15 protein-coding genes are annotated in these 18,430 nt (G+C 39.8%); 11 read left to right on the top strand and 4 right to left on the bottom strand.

Annotated elements, in window-relative coordinates; translation table 11 throughout:
- Positions 1-2: 2 nt before the first annotated feature.
- Genes I2E21_RS01215 through I2E21_RS01205 form a run of 3 tightly spaced genes read left to right on the top strand, consistent with a single transcriptional unit; the run spans position 3 to position 3,226 of the window.
- Positions 3-719 carry a polyphosphate polymerase domain-containing protein gene (locus I2E21_RS01215; RefSeq protein ID WP_195410144.1) on the top strand — a complete coding sequence of 239 codons (717 nt, stop codon included), beginning with the start codon at positions 3-5 and terminating at the stop codon, positions 717-719.
- On the top strand, positions 712-1,404 hold the full coding sequence (locus I2E21_RS01210) for a DUF4956 domain-containing protein (protein WP_195410143.1): 693 nt from the start codon (positions 712-714) through the stop codon (positions 1,402-1,404). The genes I2E21_RS01215 and I2E21_RS01210 overlap by 8 nt, the downstream gene beginning before the upstream one ends.
- On the top strand, positions 1,394-3,226 hold the full coding sequence (locus tag I2E21_RS01205) for a carbohydrate-binding domain-containing protein (protein WP_195410142.1): 1,833 nt from the start codon (positions 1,394-1,396) through the stop codon (positions 3,224-3,226). The genes I2E21_RS01210 and I2E21_RS01205 overlap by 11 nt, the downstream gene beginning before the upstream one ends.
- A gap of 124 nt (positions 3,227-3,350) precedes the next feature.
- Here the strand turns inward: I2E21_RS01205 and I2E21_RS01200 are convergent, their stop codons facing one another.
- Positions 3,351-4,970 (bottom strand): lectin like domain-containing protein, encoded by a 1,620-nt coding sequence (locus tag I2E21_RS01200; RefSeq protein ID WP_195410141.1) that lies wholly within the window; start codon positions 4,968-4,970, stop codon positions 3,351-3,353.
- Positions 4,971-5,100: 130 nt separating this feature from the next.
- Between I2E21_RS01200 and gpr the strand changes: the two genes are divergently transcribed.
- The 8 genes from gpr to I2E21_RS01160 all read left to right on the top strand — a co-directional run bounded on the left by gpr (position 5,101) and on the right by I2E21_RS01160 (position 15,675).
- Positions 5,101-5,976, top strand: a complete 876-nt coding sequence (gene gpr, locus I2E21_RS01195; protein WP_195410140.1) for a GPR endopeptidase — start codon at positions 5,101-5,103, stop codon at positions 5,974-5,976.
- A gap of 55 nt (positions 5,977-6,031) precedes the next feature.
- Positions 6,032-7,129, top strand: coding sequence for a stage II sporulation protein P (gene spoIIP, locus I2E21_RS01190; protein WP_195410139.1), 1,098 nt, complete (start codon positions 6,032-6,034; stop codon positions 7,127-7,129).
- Positions 7,130-7,206: 77 nt separating this feature from the next.
- Positions 7,207-7,743, top strand: a complete 537-nt coding sequence (locus tag I2E21_RS01185; RefSeq protein ID WP_186934542.1) for a hypothetical protein — start codon at positions 7,207-7,209, stop codon at positions 7,741-7,743.
- Between the two features lie 10 nt (positions 7,744-7,753).
- Complete coding sequence (gene dusB / locus I2E21_RS01180) at positions 7,754-8,737, top strand: tRNA dihydrouridine synthase DusB (protein WP_195410138.1); 984 nt, start codon at positions 7,754-7,756, stop codon at positions 8,735-8,737.
- Positions 8,738-8,769: 32 nt separating this feature from the next.
- Complete coding sequence (gene glyA, locus I2E21_RS01175) at positions 8,770-10,026, top strand: serine hydroxymethyltransferase (RefSeq protein WP_195410137.1); 1,257 nt, start codon at positions 8,770-8,772, stop codon at positions 10,024-10,026.
- Between the two features lie 128 nt (positions 10,027-10,154).
- Complete coding sequence (locus I2E21_RS01170; RefSeq protein WP_195410136.1) at positions 10,155-11,420, top strand: replication-associated recombination protein A; 1,266 nt, start codon at positions 10,155-10,157, stop codon at positions 11,418-11,420.
- Positions 11,421-11,660: 240 nt separating this feature from the next.
- Positions 11,661-13,226 (top strand): starch-binding protein, encoded by a 1,566-nt coding sequence (locus I2E21_RS01165; protein ID WP_195410135.1) that lies wholly within the window; start codon positions 11,661-11,663, stop codon positions 13,224-13,226.
- A 46-nt stretch (positions 13,227-13,272) separates the two neighbouring features.
- Positions 13,273-15,675 carry an alpha-amylase family glycosyl hydrolase gene (locus tag I2E21_RS01160; RefSeq protein ID WP_195410134.1) on the top strand — a complete coding sequence of 801 codons (2,403 nt, stop codon included), beginning with the start codon at positions 13,273-13,275 and terminating at the stop codon, positions 15,673-15,675.
- Between the two features lie 350 nt (positions 15,676-16,025).
- On the opposite strand, the gene I2E21_RS01155 is transcribed toward I2E21_RS01160, so the two are convergent.
- From I2E21_RS01155 to I2E21_RS01145, 3 genes are all read right to left on the bottom strand, one after another.
- A complete protein-coding gene (locus tag I2E21_RS01155; protein ID WP_195410133.1) occupies positions 16,026-17,051 on the bottom strand; it encodes a branched-chain amino acid aminotransferase in 1,026 nt (341 codons plus the stop codon).
- A gap of 283 nt (positions 17,052-17,334) precedes the next feature.
- Entirely contained in the window at positions 17,335-17,643 is a 309-nt protein-coding gene (locus I2E21_RS01150; RefSeq protein WP_195410132.1) for an AzlD domain-containing protein, read from the bottom strand.
- Positions 17,633-18,376: an AzlC family ABC transporter permease gene (locus tag I2E21_RS01145; RefSeq protein WP_022235199.1), complete on the bottom strand. Its 744-nt coding sequence runs from the start codon at positions 18,374-18,376 to the stop codon at positions 17,633-17,635. The genes I2E21_RS01150 and I2E21_RS01145 overlap by 11 nt, the downstream gene beginning before the upstream one ends.
- Positions 18,377-18,430 lie beyond the last annotated feature (54 nt).

Below are 18,430 nucleotides of genomic sequence, written 5' to 3'. Positions count from 1 at the left end.
ATGTGAGTTACCAAAGCGTATTTAAACGCTATGAAATAAAGTACCTTGTGACTGACGAACAAAAGAAAATGATTATGCGGGAAATGCAAAAATATATGTATGCCGACAAATACGGCAAAAGCACAATTTGCAACATATATTTTGACACACCTGATTTTTTACTGATAAGACGCTTGCTTGAACATCCCGTTTATAAGGAAAAGTTAAGATTGAGAAGTTACGGAGTTGCAAAACACGACAGCACAACTTTTATAGAAATCAAAAAGAAATATAAGCGTGTTGTCTATAAACGCAGAACCGAAATGAGTGAGAACGAGAGTATGCGTTATCTTTGTAACGGTGAACATATTGCCGACAGTCAGATTTTAAGAGAAGTCAATTATTTTCTTGAGCATTACAAAGGCATTGCACCGCAGGTTGTAATTTCATACAACCGAGAGGCCTTTTATTCAAAAAATGATTATGATTTCAGAGTAACCTTTGATGATAATATTCTTTGGCGTAACTATGATTTATCACTTTGTAAAGGTATTTACGGAACACCGATATTAAGAAATGATTATTCTCTTATGGAAATAAAGACAGGCACGGCAATTCCGCTGTGGATGACAAACATTTTAAGCGAAAACAAAATTTATAAAACATCTTTTTCAAAATACGGCAATGCTTATGTTGCAATTATGAGCGAAAGAGCAAACGGAGGTAAAAAATATGCTTAATACATTATTTTCAGGAATTTTCAGTTCAACAACCGAAACAATCGCAGTGCCGCAATTTCTGCTTGGCATAGCAGTTGCTCTTGTAATCGGCATTTTTCTTGCGGCGGTCTATTCATACAAAACCAAATACACAAAGAGCTTTGTTGTTACTCTTGCACTTTTACCTGCCGTAGTTTGTGTGGTAATTATGATGGTAAACGGTAATGTCGGTGCAGGCGTTGCTGTGGCAGGTGCTTTCAGCCTTGTAAGATTTCGTTCCGTGCCCGGCACCGCTAAAGAAATCGGCACAATCTTCCTTGCAATGGGTGCAGGTTTGATTTGCGGAATGGGTTATCTCGGATACGCAGTGCTGTTCTCATTAATTTTAGGAATTGCAATGTTTATCCTCAATAAAGTAAATATCGGTGCAGACAAAAGACTTGAGCAGGACAGAATATTAAAAATCACAATTCCCGAGGATTTAAATTATACAGGTGCTTTTGACGACCTTTTTGAAAAATATACCGTAAAATATGAAACGGTATCGGTAAGAACCGCTAATATGGGCAGTTTGTTCAAACTTACATATAATGTAACTCTCAAAAACCCGAACGATGAAAAAGATTTTATTGATGATTTGAGATGCAGAAACGGCAATCTTGAAATAAGTATGGCAAGACAGGAGATAACTAATAATGAGCTTTAATTTAAAAAGAAAAGGGAAATTTGCAGCATTGCTTGTGGCACTTATTATATCCGTAAGTGTAACAGGCTGCGCAAATACAGATGAAAAAACATCCTCGACAAATTCTTCAACTGTTACAAAAGACAGTGTTTCTACTGCTTCAATCGCTTCGGATGAATCTCTTGACAGCGATATGTTCACCGACCGTGACAAAGAGGTAGGCTATGATGAAAGTTCGGCGGTAATGGTTGCTTTTTCATCATCAGGTGCAACCGCAAGCTCTGACAGCGTTTCTGTCAGCGGAAGTAAGGTTACTATTAAAAGTGAGGGCACATATATAGTTACGGGTACAACATCCGACGGTCAGATTATTGTAGATGCCGACAATAAAACAAAAGTGCAGATTATACTTAAAAACGCCTCTGTAACCTGTAAATCAAGTGCCGCTTTATATGTAAAACAGGCAGATAAGGTATTTGTAACAACTGCAAAAGACACAGAAAATACACTTGCGTCAACAGGTGACTATGTTCAGACAGATGACAACAATGTAGATGCGGCGGTATTTGCAAAAGATGATATTACCTTTAACGGAGAGGGCAAATTGACTGTAACTTCCGAAAAAGGTCACGGCATTGTTTCTAAAGATGATTTAAAACTTACAAGCGGAGAATACAATATTACAGCCGCAAGCTATGCATTAAGCGGTAAAAACAGTATCAGAATTGCAAGCGGTACTTATACTTTAACTTCGGGTAAAGACGGTTTGCACGCAGAAAATACAGACGATACTTCAAAAGGCTTTGTGTATATAGCAGACGGTAAATTTACCGTTAATTGCAAAGGTGACGGCATTGATGCCGGTACGACGGCTCAAATTGAAAACGGCACATTTAATATTACTTCAAACAGAGATTCATCATCTTCAAGTTCAACAGATTCTGCAAGTGTAAAAGGAATAAAAGCAGGAGGAGATATTACAATCAACGGAGGTACTTTTAATCTTACTTGCGAAGATGACGGTTTACATTCAAATTCAAATGTAACCGTATCAGGAGGTACTTTTACAATTTCAACAGGTGATGACGGTATCCACGCCGACAGCAAAACAAGCATCAGCGGAGGAACAATTAATATTACCGAAAGCTATGAGGGAATAGAGGGAACGGAAGTTGAAATTTCAGGCGGTACAATTAATCTGAAATCGAGCAATGACGGATTTAATGCCGCAGGCGGAAAAGACGAAAGCGGATTCGGTGGCGGATTTGACCGTGACAATTTCAGTTCATCAGATGCTTCCATTACAATATCGGGCGGCAAAATAACAATTGACGCTGACGGTGACGGAGTTGATTCAAACGGTTCGCTTACCGTTACAGGCGGGGAAACCTATGTCTTTGGCCCGACAAGCGGAGATAACGGAGCGGTTGATTATGACGGAGAAGCAACCATAACAGGTGGCATATTCATTGCCACAGGTTCATCTCAAATGGCACAGAACTTTGGAGAAAATTCAACTCAAGGTTCAATGCTTGTAAATACAAATTCGAGCGGTGAAATCACAGTCAAAAACAGTGACGGCGATGTTCTTGTATCGTTCACACCTACCAAGACATACGCTTGTGTGGTTATCAGTTGCCCGGGTATTACAACAGGTCAGACATATACTGTAACGACAGGCGACAGTACAACAGAAGTTGAAATGACTTCTATCATATACGGTTCAGGCGGTATGGGTGGTCACGGAAGTATGGGCGGCAGAAATATGGGCAACGGCGATATGAACGGAAACGAAATGGGCGGCCCGGGCGGAGATATGTGGGGCGGTCCTCAAATGAGATAAAATGAAAAACACAACTGTTCCGATGAGCAGTTGTGTTTTCCTTTTAGTCTAAAGTTGAATGTTTGTGATTTGTCGATTTGCAGGTAAAGAGACAGTTGTCCAAAAATTCTGTTTGCATCTGTATTCAGTTATTATTTGCAATCATAATTTGTAACTGTGTAACATCGTTTACATTAATTTCGCCGTTTTCCTCAGTATCGGCATTTAAATTTTGAACAGCCGAAAGTTTTGAACCGCCTGAAATAGCTATCTGCAAATCGGTTGCATCTTTAATGTCAATTTTGTTGTTTAAGTCAATGTCGCCGAGCAGTGTGACTGCAAGTTCGGTTTTATTTGTAACAGCTTTTATAACGAATGTGCCGCCAAGATTATCGTCACGCTCCGTTTTGTACCAATCGAGAAGGTCTGTCATAGTTCCGTTTTGATAAATAAAACTTTCGCCTTTTTGGCTTTCGTTTATAAATGCAAACTGGCCGTTTGATTTGTTAAGCCATTCACCGACGCCTATAGTATTTTTTTCGCTTTCACTATTTTTTTTAATTTTAACGGCGATTGCACCGTAAGTTACAGGTAAGTCAAAATCGTTTGTATCAATATTTAAATATCCGCTGTACGGAACTTTTCCGCTGTTTAATTTAGTCCATTTGGTTTCATCTGACACAGGAATTTTATTTTCGGCAGGTACATAGTAGATTTCATAGTTGGAATTTTTTGCGGTGGTTTCAAACATTACCGAATCAAGTTTGTTGTAACCCTCGGAAAAATTAAAAAGATTAAGATATGTGACGCTGTCATCATTTATGTAGTTAAATTCATATGTTGCACCGTAAATTTCATTTTGCATAAGTTTAACATCATCGGTGATTTCTGTGACATCTTCAACAGCAAAATTGTATTTAAAGGTACTGCTAAACAAATAAGAATCTTCGTATGAAAGCCAAAAGTAACCGTTTAAAGTGTTGTAATCGCCCCAACTGTTTTTTACAAGCCATGCTCCGTCATTTTCGGGTAAAACACCGTTTATTGCTTTGAAATTTTCCTTTGAATAATTATCATCCCATCCGACAATAGCTATTGCATGACCTGTGAATTTTGGAGAACCTTGCGGACAGAAATACGCTGTTCTGTCATTATTTTCGTAATAAGGACTGTGAGAATATGCCGCATAGATTGAACCGTTATCCATAATCTCTTGCTTAATTTCTTCTTGTGTACAATCGTCGAGGTATTTTATAGCGGTCACCCCGTAATTTACAAAAGCGGAAAGGTCTTTGTCGGGAGTATATTTTTCTGCAAGAGTGTCGTAGTCGCTTTGTTCGATTCCGCCTTGCCAGGAACTTAAATATCCGAGTGCGGTAAATGCATAGCCGTCGGAAGTGACATTGCGCTGCCAGCCTTTACCGTTGCTTTTTGTTGTTGCCCAAAGGTTCATATGCTCGGCAGAAAAATTATTAGCCGTAAAATCTTTTTTTAAAAGTTTTGTTTCAAGCACCGAGAGCGAGGAATATATCCAGCAATCGTTGTATTTTTGGCTTTTCGGAGAATTTACAATGCCAAGCTCCACTGAACTGTATGCAGACGGAATATCATTTTTTGCATTGTCTGAAGTTTTAATTTGAAATTTACTTAATGTTTTTGAATTGTTATCAATGCTTGCAGCATTAGCCGATACGCTTACAGCAGAAAATATCATAAGTGCAGATACTGTTGCCGTTATCGCCTTAATAACAGGTGATTTTATCATTTTACATTCACACCTTTTTGTTTATATATATCAAATTTTATTATATCAAAAATTTTCTTTCTTGTAAAGAATATAAACGCTGTTTATACACAAGATAATAGCAATATTTACAGATAAAAGGGGCGACTTTATGGAACTTAGAACTGACCTTGCGGTAGAAGCTCGTGAAATAGCGGGAGAAGATGTCGGAGGTGTGGATTTTGTTCAGTACAGTGAAAACGGACTTGATATTTCAAGACTTGAAGTAAAAACAAGAAAAGCCAGGCAGCAGCTCGGAAAAGAAGAGGGTACTTATATAACAGTAGAACTTCCGTCACTTACCGATAATTTTACCGAAACCGACGAAAGACTTATTACTATAGGAAATGAAATTCGCAGGCTTTTGCCGGTCAACGGCCTTGTACTTGTAGTAGGACTCGGAAATCCTGAAATCACTCCCGATTCTCTCGGCCCGAAAACAAGCTCCAGAGTGCTTGCTACAAGGCATATTTCGGGTGAGATTGCAAGAAGTACCGGTCTTGACCGCTTAAGACCGGTTGCGGTTATGGCAACGGGAGTAACAGGGCAGACGGGCATTGAAACAGGCGAATATATATTGAGTATTGTAAAAAGAATAAAACCGAATGCAGTTGTTGTAATAGACGCACTTGCATCACGCAGACTTGAAAGACTCGGCTGTACTTTGCAAATAAGCGATACAGGAATTTCACCCGGGGCGGGCGTTGGAAATCACCGTACAAAGATTAACAAAGAAACTATAGGAGTACCCGTGATAGCAATAGGAGTGCCCACAGTTGTAGATGCAGCCACATTTGCATCGGATCTTTTAAGCGTCAATGACCCGCACAGGGCAAGGCAGAAAATCACACCGCAGGGCAGGCAGATGGTAGTAATACCGAGGGAAATAGATTTGCTTACCGAGAGAGCCTCAAGACTGATTTCATTTGCGCTTAACGGCGCACTTCAAAATGAATTTAATATTTCCGAGCTTGTTTCGCTTATGTAGAAATTCGGTCATACATTAAAATCATCGGCATATATTTTTATAAGGCGGTGATTTTGTGAAAAAGTTAGGAGCATTAAAAATAACGGCGTCGATTATCCTTGTATCGACTGCCGTTTTCTGCGTTTGTCGGAGAATGCCGGAGTGCTTTGCAAGCGACAAACCTGCGGCGCTTGCGGTTGCGGCGCTTACTCTGTCCGACGGTACATATAAATTGGCCGATGCTGAAACTACAACCCTTGCCAATACCGATACCACACAAAAGAAACAGAAGGAAACACAGCCGATTACGAAACCTGTTACGATTACAAGAAATCTAAACGGAGAAAAAGACAAAAGCGGATATTATGATTCTTTCGGAAACCATGACGGAGAGGCGGTTTATGATATTCTTGCCGAACAGATTGGTGCGAACGGTGTAAAATGCGGTACCGCTTATGTGAAAAACAATACGGGACTTGATTACGATTTTGATTCCGCTTTAAACAGTGAACTGCCTTTTCATGTCGATTCAAACGGAACGGCGCAGGTGCTTATTTATCATACGCACACAAGTGAAAGCTATATGGACGAAGATGTTGATTATTTTTACGAAAGCTATTATTCACGCACGCAGAATAATGATTATAATGTAACGGCTGTGGGAGATGCTATTACCGATGTGCTTAATAAGCGAGGAATAAAAACTATGCACGATACCACGGTGCACGACTCAACATACAGCGGTTCTTATGACAGAAGTGCGCAGACCGTTGAAAGTATTATGGAAACCAACACGGATATTAAGGTAATAATTGATATTCACCGTGACGCAATCGGTACTGAAACTCAAAAGGTAAAACCTGTTTTTACATATGACGGTAAGCAGGGGGCACAGATAATGATTCTTTCGGGTTGCGATACCGACGGCGAGATGAATTTTTTAAGCTGGGAGAATAATCTTAATTTTGCGCTTAAAATTCAAAATAAAGCGGAAGAAATGTATCCGGGTATGACAAGACCGCTGAATTTCGGATATTTTGCGTACAACGAGTATATTTGCGACGGTTCTTTGCTTATAGAAATAGGAACAGACGCAAATACAATAGAAGAGGCGGAATACAGCGGAGAATTGCTCGGAAATGTGCTTTATGAGGTGCTTAAACACGGGTTATAATTAAATGTAAAAATAGCTTGCAATATATTGCGACTTTTGGTATAATTTTAATATATGTATCCGCAAGGAGTAATGTAATGAAAAAATACAGAATTTCAAAATCTGCTGTCTGTGTGCTGTTTGCGGTATTATTTATGTTTGTTGTTGCAATCAGTGCCTATGCTGTAGACATTGACGGTGACGGAATTGATGACGGAGATATAGTTGAAACAGAGGTATATACAGACCCTGAATATACAGAGCCGTATACCGAACCCGAAACTTATCCCGAAACCGAACCTGAATATACAGAGCAACCGACTGAATATTATACCGAAGAAGTTACAGAAGAATATACGGAACCTGTATATACAGAAGAACCTACAGAGCCGTATTACGAAGAAACAACAGAATATGATTTTAATAATAATGTAGTCAATGAAACGGTGTCGCCTACACAGCTTTCAACTTCAAAAGTAAGTACAAAGCGTTACGAAACCAATGATGCCGCAGGTGTTGTATATTGGGTTTGCGTAATTGTAGGTATAATTGTTTTGATTTTCGTATTGCTCAGTACAAAAATATCTTATGCGCTTGAACGCAGAAGAGAGCAGAGAGATATTTATTCTTCATAAGGAGAGCAGTATGGAAAAAATTAAAATTGGAAATGTAGAATTTAAGTCCCGTGCCGTACTTGCTCCTATGGCAGGCATTACAGACAGGGCGTACCGTGAGCTTTGCGTGGAATTTGGCGCCGCCTATTGCGTAAGTGAAATGGTCAGTTCAAAGGCGCTTTCTTTCAACAGTAAGAAAAGTGAGGAGCTTATGGAAATTTCCGACTATGAACGCCCCTGCGGTATTCAGATTTTCGGAGATGACCCTAAATGTATGGCTGAGGCGGCTGTTCATTCTATGGAAAACAAGCCCGATATTATTGATATAAATATGGGTTGTCCCGCACCTAAAATCAGTTCAAACGGCAGCGGCAGTGCTTTGATGAAAAATCCGCTGCTTTGCGGTGAAATTGTAAAGGCAGTTACAAGTGCCGTTGATGTACCTGTTACGGTCAAAATTCGTAAAGGCTGGAACAATTCTGCCGTAAATGCGGTTGAAGTTGCAAAAATCTGTGAACAGGCAGGCGCAGCGGCAATTACAATTCATGGAAGAACAAGAGAACAGTATTATAAACCTCCTGTCGATTATGATATTATAAAAGAGGTTAATAATGCGGTGTCAATCCCCGTAATTGCAAACGGCGACATAACCTCTGCAAAAATAGCAAAGGAAGTTATGGATTACACAGGCTGTCAGCTTGTTATGGTTGGACGGGCCTCTTTGGGAAATCCGTGGATTTTTTCGGAAATAAATGCTTATCTTGAGAATCCCGACTGTATTATAAAAACACCGACTCTTGAAGAAAAACTCAATGTAATGTGCCGACATATTGAAAAAATGGTTGAATACAAAGGTGAGCATATGGCTATGCTGCAGGCAAGAAAACTTATAGCAGGTTATTTTAAGGGAATGCGCGGTGCGGCAGAACTCAGAAATCAATCAGGAAAAGTGTGTACTCTCAATGATTTGTACGCACTGAAAAATAAGGCTTTATCATCTGTTTATGATGCTTAAACTTATATATTTTTAGATTAAGGAGAATAATTATGAGTGAAAAAACAAATATTGCAGCTCTTGATTATCTCAACAGCTATGATCCTGCTGTTGGCGAGGCAATGACTGCGGAACTTAAAAGACAGAGAAGAAATCTTGAGCTTATTGCAAGCGAAAATATCGTTTCTCCTGCCGTAATGGCAGCAATGGGCAGCTTACTTACAAACAAGTATGCAGAAGGTTATCCGGGAAAGCGTTACTACGGCGGTTGCCAGTGCGTTGATGTTGTTGAGGAAATTGCACGCAAGAGAGCTTGCAAACTTTTCGGCGCAGAACACGCAAATGTTCAGCCACATTCGGGTGCACAGGCTAACACAGCAGTTTACTTTGCTATGCTCAACCCGGGCGATACAGTTATGGGTATGAACCTTAACGAGGGCGGTCATCTTACACACGGTTCACCTGTAAACATTTCAGGTAAGTATTTTAACTTTGTTCCTTACGGTGTTGACAGCGTAACACACAGAATTGACTATGATAAGGTTCTTGAGATTGCCAAGGAATGTAAGCCAAAACTTATTGTAGCCGGTGCGTCTGCATATCCAAGAATTATTGATTTTGCAAAACTCCGTGAAATTGCCGATGAAGTAGGCGCATATCTTATGGTAGATATGGCTCACATCGCAGGCCTTGTTGCGGCAGGCGTTCATCCAAACCCTGTTCCGTACTGTGAATTTGTTACATCTACAACTCATAAAACACTCCGTGGTCCTAGAGGCGGTCTTATCCTTTGCCGTGAAGAGTTTGCTAAGCAGATTGACAAGGCAATTTTCCCCGGTACACAGGGCGGTCCTCTTATGCACACAATTGCGGCTAAGGCAGTTTGCTTTGGTGAGGCATTAAAGCCTGAATTTAAAGAGTACGGTGCAAAGATTGTTTCTAACTGTAAGGCTCTTGCGGAGGGACTTCTTAAGAGAGGCAATAAGCTTGTTTCGGGCGGTACAGACAACCATGTACTTCTTATGGATCTTCGTGATACAGGTGTTACAGGTAAAGAGCTTGAGGCTCGTCTTGATGAGTGCTATATTACAGTAAATAAAAACACTATTCCGGGTGAACCGCTTTCTCCGTTCGTAACAAGCGGTGTTCGTATAGGTACTGCCGCTGTTACAACAAGAGGTCTTAACGAAGAGGATATGGACAAGATTGCCGAGTATATTACACTTGTTCTCAATGATTTTGAAAACAGTGCCGACAAGGTAAGAGCAGGCGTTGAAGAAATCTGCAAAAAGTATCCGCTTTACGAATAATAAAATTCGGTTTATTTTCCGTTCCGTCAAATTTAAGGCGGAACGGATTTTTTTGCTAAAAATCTTGACAAATTCTACGAACAAATGTACTATGAAATATATACTAAATTTGAAATGAGGCTGATTATATGAATACTCCTCTTGCAGACAGAATAAGACCGCAATCTCTTGATGATATTGTGGGTCAAAAGCATTTGCTCGGAGCGAATAAGCCACTGCGAAAAATAATTGAAAGCGGAGAAATTCCGAATCTGATTTTTTACGGCCCGTCAGGAGTGGGAAAAACAACTCTTGCTACATATATAGCTAAAAGAACGAACAGAACTCTGAAAAAACTCAACGGCACGACCGCATCAACATCCGACATAAAAGAGGTAGTTTCGGAGTTGAACACTTTTTCGGGAATGAACGGCATTTTACTGTATCTTGACGAAATTCAGTATTTTAATAAAAAGCAGCAACAGGTTTTGCTTGAATATATAGAAAACGGTTCGATTACGCTTATTGCATCAACTACCGAAAATCCGTATTTTTATGTATATAATGCTATTTTAAGCCGTTCGACTGTTTTTGAATTTAAACCGGTACCGCCCGAAGAAATAGAAAGAGCTGTGCAGAGAGCGGCGGAAATTATTTCCGAGGAACAGGAGGTAGAGGTGGATTTTCCCGAAAGTTGTCGTAAAAAAATCGCTCATGGCTGCGGAGGTGATGTAAGAAAAGCTATGAATGCGGTTGAACTTGCTATTCTTGTGGCTGACGAAGTTGACGGAGTAAAAAAAGTCAGCGAAGAAAGTGTTGCGGAACTTGTACAAAAAAGCGCCGTGCGATATGACAAGGATGGTGACGAGCATTACGATATAATTTCCGCATATCAAAAAAGTATGCGTGGCAGTGACAGTAATGCGGCTTTGCATTATCTTGCAAGGCTGCTTGAGGCAGGGGATTTGCCGAGTGCGTGCAGAAGACTTATGGTGTGTGCCTGCGAAGATGTAGGACTTGCGTATCCACAGCTTATTCCTATTGTAAAATCATGTGTGGATATTGCACAGGCTGTCGGCTTGCCGGAGGCGAGAATACCGCTTGCAGACGCAGTTATAATGGTATGCAATGCGCCGAAATCCAATTCCGCATATATGGGGATTAATCGTGCAACACAGGATTTAAAAGCAGGCAATTACGGTCCTGTACCAAGACAGCTTCAAAATATGCACTATGATGGGGAAGATAATAATAACAAAGGACAGTTTTATAACTATCCGCACGATTATCCGAACCATTATGTAAATCAGCAATATTTGCCGGACATTATCCGTGACAGAGTTTATTACGAATACGGTGACAACAAAAACGAACAGGCATATAAGAACTATTGGGATAAAATTAAGAACAGATAGTATTATAGATAGTCACAAAAACAACATCTTGTATTTGTGCATATTGATATTAATAAATGCTTTTTCTCGCCTTTTTGTTGAATATATACAAATATAGACTAATAAATTTGGCTGTAAGAAAATCAAAATAATTCTCAAAGAGAAAAAAATATTAGCAAACATTGTTGTATAATATAATTGTCAGAACGTGGGATTATATTATCCACAAAAACCATAAAAAAAAATTTGGAGGAAATTCTTATGGTAACAACAAAGCACAGGGTACTCAGCTTAATACTTTGTATTATGCTTGCAGTATCTGCAGTTTGTGCAGGCAGTATGGCAGTATCAGCAGCAACAGGCGATACTGTATACGTTCGTGCAAACAACGGCTGGGCCAATCTGTACTGCTATATGTGGACAGATGGTGCAGGCAACAACGCAGCATGGCCTGGTGAGGCTATGACAAAGGTTGAAGATGACGTTTATGCTTACACACTTTCGGGTGATTTTAAGAATGTTATTTTCAACAACGGCAGCGGCAATCAGACAACAGACCTTACTTATGCAGGCAACGGTCAGATTTATGACCTCAGCACACGCAAGTGGTCAGCTTACTCTGATGTAACTAACCCAACACAGGCAACATCATCAACTAAGCCGACACAGGCTACACAGCCGGCAACTTCTTCGGGCAATGCAAAACCAATTTACTGCCAGAATGATGCAGGTTGGTCAAATGTATATTGCTATATGTGGAACAGCAGCACAGAGAACAACGCTGCATGGCCGGGCAAACCAATGACTGAAATCGGCGATAATGTATGGTCTTATACTCCTAATAAGGCTTATAAGAATGTTATCTTCAGTTCAGGCAGCAATAAGTCAAATGACCTTACAGTAGGTTCAGGCGACCTTTACAACAACAAGACAAATACTTGGTCTGTATATGATACAAGTGATATTCAGGTAACTTCTTATAAAGCAGACCCATCGAAAACAATTTATACAGGTACAGCTGTTACACTTTCAACAACAGCAAATAGCCTTGTAAATGCTACTATCAGCTATCAGATTTCTGTAAACGGCAAGGTAGTATCTCCTATGAGCTCGACAAACTCGTATGTATGGACACCATCAGCAGTTGGTGAATATACAATCAAGTTTGAGTATTCTGATACAAAGGGCAACACAAACGAGCGTTCACTCACACTTACTGTTGCAGATGACTCAACACTCGTTAAGCCTGTTATTAAAAATGTAACACCACTTAATCTTAACTTTATCAAGCTCAACACAAAAGCTACAGTTAAAGTTCTTGCAGGCGGCGGTAATACAGGTACAAACCTTCTTTTCTATAAGTATGTAGTTACAGATCCAAACGGTAATAAGAATATTCCTTATTACACACTTAACGATTCATACTCATTTGTACCAACAGTAAAGGGAACATACACAGTTGAAGTATATGTTGAAGGTTCTGACAACTCAAAGGTTTCAAAGACTTATACTTATACAGCTGATTCGAATGTACCGACTACAACACAGCCGACTACATCTGTTATTCCTACAACATCACCAAAACCAACTACACCAAAACCAACTACACAGCCTACAACTTCAGTACAGCCTACAACAACTCCGTTTATGCTTGGCGACTGCGACGGTGACGGCAAAGTTGATGTAAACGATGCTACATATCTCCAGATGATCATTGCTGAATACAGCGGTATGAAATATGATTTCAAGACATGTGATGTTGACGGTAACGGTGTTCTTGATGTTATAGACGCAACAATGCTTCAGAAGATGGTTGCAGAAAAGTAATTTTTAAAACATACGACGATTAACTAAAATAAATTGAGGTACTATTATGACAAAGATTAAAAAATGGTGTGCATTAGTACTTTCTGTAATGCTTGTTATTACAGCAGGCATAGTATCTGTAAACGCTGCTGACGCTGACGCTACAACTGAAGAGGTTGGTGCTGCGTCAGCTGAAACAGGCATTACTATACATTATCAGAACAGTGAACTTGCACAGCCATATGTTTACCTTTGGAATTCACTTCCAACAAACAGCGCAATGTCAGATTCATATCCGGGTGAAAAAATGACTGCCTCTTCAAACGGTTGGTTTACTTATGTAATCAACGATGTTACAGCTGTAAATATGATTTTTACAGATAAAGACGGCAAACAGTATTCACCTGAATTAAGAAGAACTACCGGTGAGTGGTGGTACAAAAACAAGAGATGGACAAAGTACAATCCTGATGAAATTGACCCTGTTGATTCAGTGGATATGCGTGAAGAGTCTATCTACTTTGTTATGACAACCCGTTTCTATGACGGAGATACAGGCAATAATGTTCATTGCTGGGATGACACACAGGCAAATAACCCTGATTCAGACCCTGCATGGCGTGGTGACTTCAGAGGTCTTGCAGACAAGCTTGACTATATAAAGGCACTTGGCTTTACAGCTATCTGGATTACTCCTGTAGTTACAAACGGTTCGGGCTATGATTATCACGGTTATCATGCTATGGACTTCTCAACCGTTGATGTACGTTATGAGAGTGATGATTTTACATACCAGGATCTTATTGATGAGGTTCACGCAAAAGGTATGAAGATTGTTCAGGATGTAGTTTTCCAGCATACCGGTAACTTCGGTGAGGCTTATTTCTGCAATCTTTTTGAAAAAGATACAACAAAAGACCTTTCAAATCTTGAAGAGTCAATGATTCCTACAGACTTACTTCTTGACACATACGGACTTAATTCAGCAGAGGAATACTGGGCACAGAAGCCTGGAATTCAGTATTCTCAAAGACTTAACCTTATGAAGAATACAACATACTCTTCGGATGTAGGTAACTCAACAGGCAGCATGCCGGATGCAAAAGATTATGATTCTGCAAAGATTTCAAATTCTGACACATTTAATGCAAACAACTATTATCATACAGGTTATTTCCAGAGCCTTAACTGGGACGACTGGACCTGTAAATTTGCTCAAATCGCAGGTGACTGTGTTGACCTCAACACAGAAAATCCGGCAGTAGCAGAACACATCGTAGATGTATACTCAGACTATATCAATATGGGCGTTGACGGTTTCCGTGTTGATACAGTAAGACATATTCCAAGACTTGCACTTAACCTTATGTACAATGACCAGCTTTATGCTGCTGCAAAGGCATCGGGTAACAACAACTTCCTTATGTTTGGCGAAATCTGTACTCGTTACACACAGATTTGGTATCGTGGCCACGCAGAGGAATCTACACCTTACTACACTTGGAAAGAGTCAAACAATAAGTGGGCTGATTTATGGAGTTACGGCACTTCTGCTGAAGATATCAACAACAATATGAATGTTGTATTTGATCATTATCTCGCAGAAGATGATCCTACAGATCAACCTACTTCAGACAATGCTTTCTTAAACGGTATTACATACCACACACCTGACAGATCTATGGCATCAGGTATGGAGGGTATTGACTTCCAGATGCACAGAATGTTTGGTAACGCAAGCAGTGCTTATAACTTTGCTAAGAGCACAGACCAGTATTATAATGATGCAACATACAATGTAATGTATGTTGATTCTCATGACTATGCTCCTGAACAGCCTGATGAAAAGAGTCGTTTTGCAGGCGGCACACAGACTTGGGCAGAGAACCTTGACCTTATGTTTACATTCCGTGGTATTCCATGCGTTTACTATGGTTCAGAGGTTGAGTTCCAGAAGGGCGCAGTTATTGATGTTGGTCCTAACGCTCCTCTTTCAACAACAGGTCGTGCTTACTACGGCGATTATCTTGAGGGTAATGTAACAGCTACAGACTTTAGCGAGTACACAGCTTCTGGTACAGTTGCTGAAACACTTGCAAGCCCGCTTAGCGTTCATCTTTCAAAGCTTAATGCTATCAGAAGAGCTATCCCTGCTCTTCAGAAAGGTCAGTACACAGCTTCTGAATCTTATGTAACAGGTGGCGATATGTCTTATATCCGCCGTTATACAAGTGCAGAAGACGGTATTGACAGCCTTGCACTTGTAACAGTTTCAAGTGGTGCTACATTTAAGAATATTCCTAACGGCAGATATGTTGACGCTGTTACAGGTGATGTTCAGAATGTAACAAACGGAACACTTACTGTTTCAGATATCGGTAAGGCAAATATGAGAGTTTATGTATGTTGTGCAAACGGCTTTACAGGCATTGACGGTCAGATCGGTGGCACATCATCTTTCCTTAAATAATAAATAATTTTTATTGCATTGCGGCACTCGTTTGAGTGCCGCTTTTGCGTTGTAATTCGTGGTTATTTATTAAAGCTTGGGTAAATTATGGTTTAGTGGAGTGTCGGTCGGGGATTGAAATTTAGCTAACGCTAAATTATCCTCCCAAAAGCAAAAAAGTTTACTCAATTTTTTCAAAAATTGCGGGTTTGGGCAGCGCCCATAAAAATCTTCCGATATAACAATTTATCAGGCGCAAACAGCTAAACCATGATTATCTCAACTTTTGATAAAACCTCACATATGCAAAAAGTGCCCAAGCAGAATGCTCGGGCACAAATTTTTATAATTATATTTTCGATAATATGTAATTATTCGATTACCTTTATCCAACCCTTAGGAGCTTCAATTCTGCCCATCTGAATACCTGTGAGTGTTTCATAGAGCTTCTTTGTAACAGGGCCCATTTCTTCCATACCGCTTGGAAAACAAATTTCTTTGCCGTGGTCGTTGATTTTGCCAACAGGTGAGATAACAGCCGCTGTACCGCAAAGACCACACTCTGCAAAATCTTTAACCTCGTCAAAGTAAACTTCTCTCTCCTCTACCTCAAGACCGAGATACTCTTTTGCAACATACATAAGAGAACGACGGGTAATTGAAGGAAGAATACTGTTTGACTTAGGAGTAACAACTTTGCCGTCCTTTGTAACGAAGATAAAGTTTGCACCGCCTGTTTCCTCTACCTTTGTACGGGTAGCAGCATCAAGATACATATTCTCGGCAAAACCTTCTTCATGAGCTGTAACAATTGCGTGCAAACTCATTGCATAGTTAAGACCTGCTTTGATGTGACCTGTACCGTGCGGTGCGGCTCTGTCAAAGTCAGAAACCTTAATTGTGATAGGCTTTGCGCCGCCCTTAAAGTATGGACCTACAGGGGTTGTGAAAAGTCTGAACTGATATTCTGTAGAAGGCTTAACACCGATAACAGGTCCGATACCGAACATATACGGACGGAGATAAAGTGTTGCACCCGAACCGTAAGGAGGTACATAGTCTGCATTAGCCTTTACTACCTTGCAAACTGCGTCTACAAACATATTCTCCGGGAGAACAGGCATTTCAAGTCTTTTGCATGAATCCTGCATTCTTGCTGCATTAAGGTCAGGTCTGAAAACTACGATTTTTCCGTCCTGTGTTGTATAGGCTTTTAAGCCTTCAAAGCAAGTTTGAGCATACTGCAAAACACCGGCACATTCACTCATTGTGATTGTTGCATCGGTTGTCATTGCACCTTCGTCCCACTTGCCATCTTTATAATTAGCTACAAATCTTTCACCGGTAGGCATATAACCAAAACCGATATTCGCCCAATCAATATTCTGCTTTTCCATGATATATTACTTCCTTTCATAGTAGGCAAATTGTGTTATAAGTATATATTATACTTATTATCGTAATTTGTCAACAATTAAAGTCGGATTATTAGCGTATAAAAGTATATTTTGTACCAATTTTTTAAAATCATAAAATTACAATTCCTTTATCGAATTAAAGCAGTAAAATTTTATAAAACAACTTCCGTTTTCATTAATTTATGCAAAACGAAAAGGTTTGAAATCTATTTACATTTTTTACCAAAATGCAATTTACAAACTTCAAACCTTCATTTTAAATTCAGCAAATTATAAATTCACAAACAAATACAAGTAAGCAACAGATTACCGATACCTTAAACAGTCCTGCATCAAACCAAGCCGCCACAAGACCTGCCGCAAAGGCTATTGCTCCCGCTATCGGACTTTGCGTAGCATTGATAATTGCGGGAAAAGTCATAACCGAAAGCGTTACATACGGCACATAGTAGAGAAATGATTTTACAAATTGATTTGTGAATTGTTTTTTTACAACGGTCAGAGGCAACACTCTGATTAAAAATGTAACACCTGCCATTATAAATATGTAGATATAAGGATTATGCGACATTTTCACTGCCCTCCTCATCTTTTACAGGGAACAGCAAAGCTGCAGCTGCGGATATAATAACAGTTAAAATTATTGTTCTTGTACCCTCTGAAATCTCGCTTATCACAGGCAGATAAGCAAATGCAAGGCTTGCAATAAAGCTGAAAATAACTATTCCCATAAGAGGTTTATTGCTCTTTGTCGGCGGCACGATAATCGCAAGAAACATTCCGAACAGCGCTACGCTTAACGCACTTACAACTCTAAGCGGCAAAACATTACCCGCTATTGTACCGAGCGCCGTACCTACCGCCCAACAAGGTCCCGCAAAGATTATTGCTCCGTATGTATAATACGGATTTACACTGCCTTTTCTTGATATTGTAATTCCGAAAAATTCATCGGTTATAAAAAAGCCGAGCAACAATCTGTGAATCAGTGAAGTGCCGCTTTTTATTCTCTGACTTAGCGCACAACTCATCAGCAAATATCGTGCATTTGCAATAAGCGTTACTACCGCCATTTCAAAATATGTTGCATCCGCAGCAATAACCGTAAAACCCGAATATTCACCCGCAGACGCATTACATAACAAACTTGCAAGAAAACTTTGAAAAAAGTTAAGTCCTGCATTTTTTGCCGCAATACCTAACGAAAACGACACCGCAAGATAACCGAGTCCAATAGGAACACCGTCACGCAATCCCTCAGCTATAACCTTTCGGTTAGATTTTATTATATTTTTCCTACCCATTTTTTTACTCCGTAACTTTTAATACAAAAACAATCTGTCACATAAAAGACTGTT

Source organism: Ruminococcus sp. BSD2780120874_150323_B10 (assembly GCF_015553695.1).
Classification (GTDB): Bacteria; Bacillota; Clostridia; order Oscillospirales; family Acutalibacteraceae; genus Ruminococcoides; species Ruminococcoides intestinale_A.
This window is presented reverse-complemented; position numbering and strand designations above follow the sequence as displayed.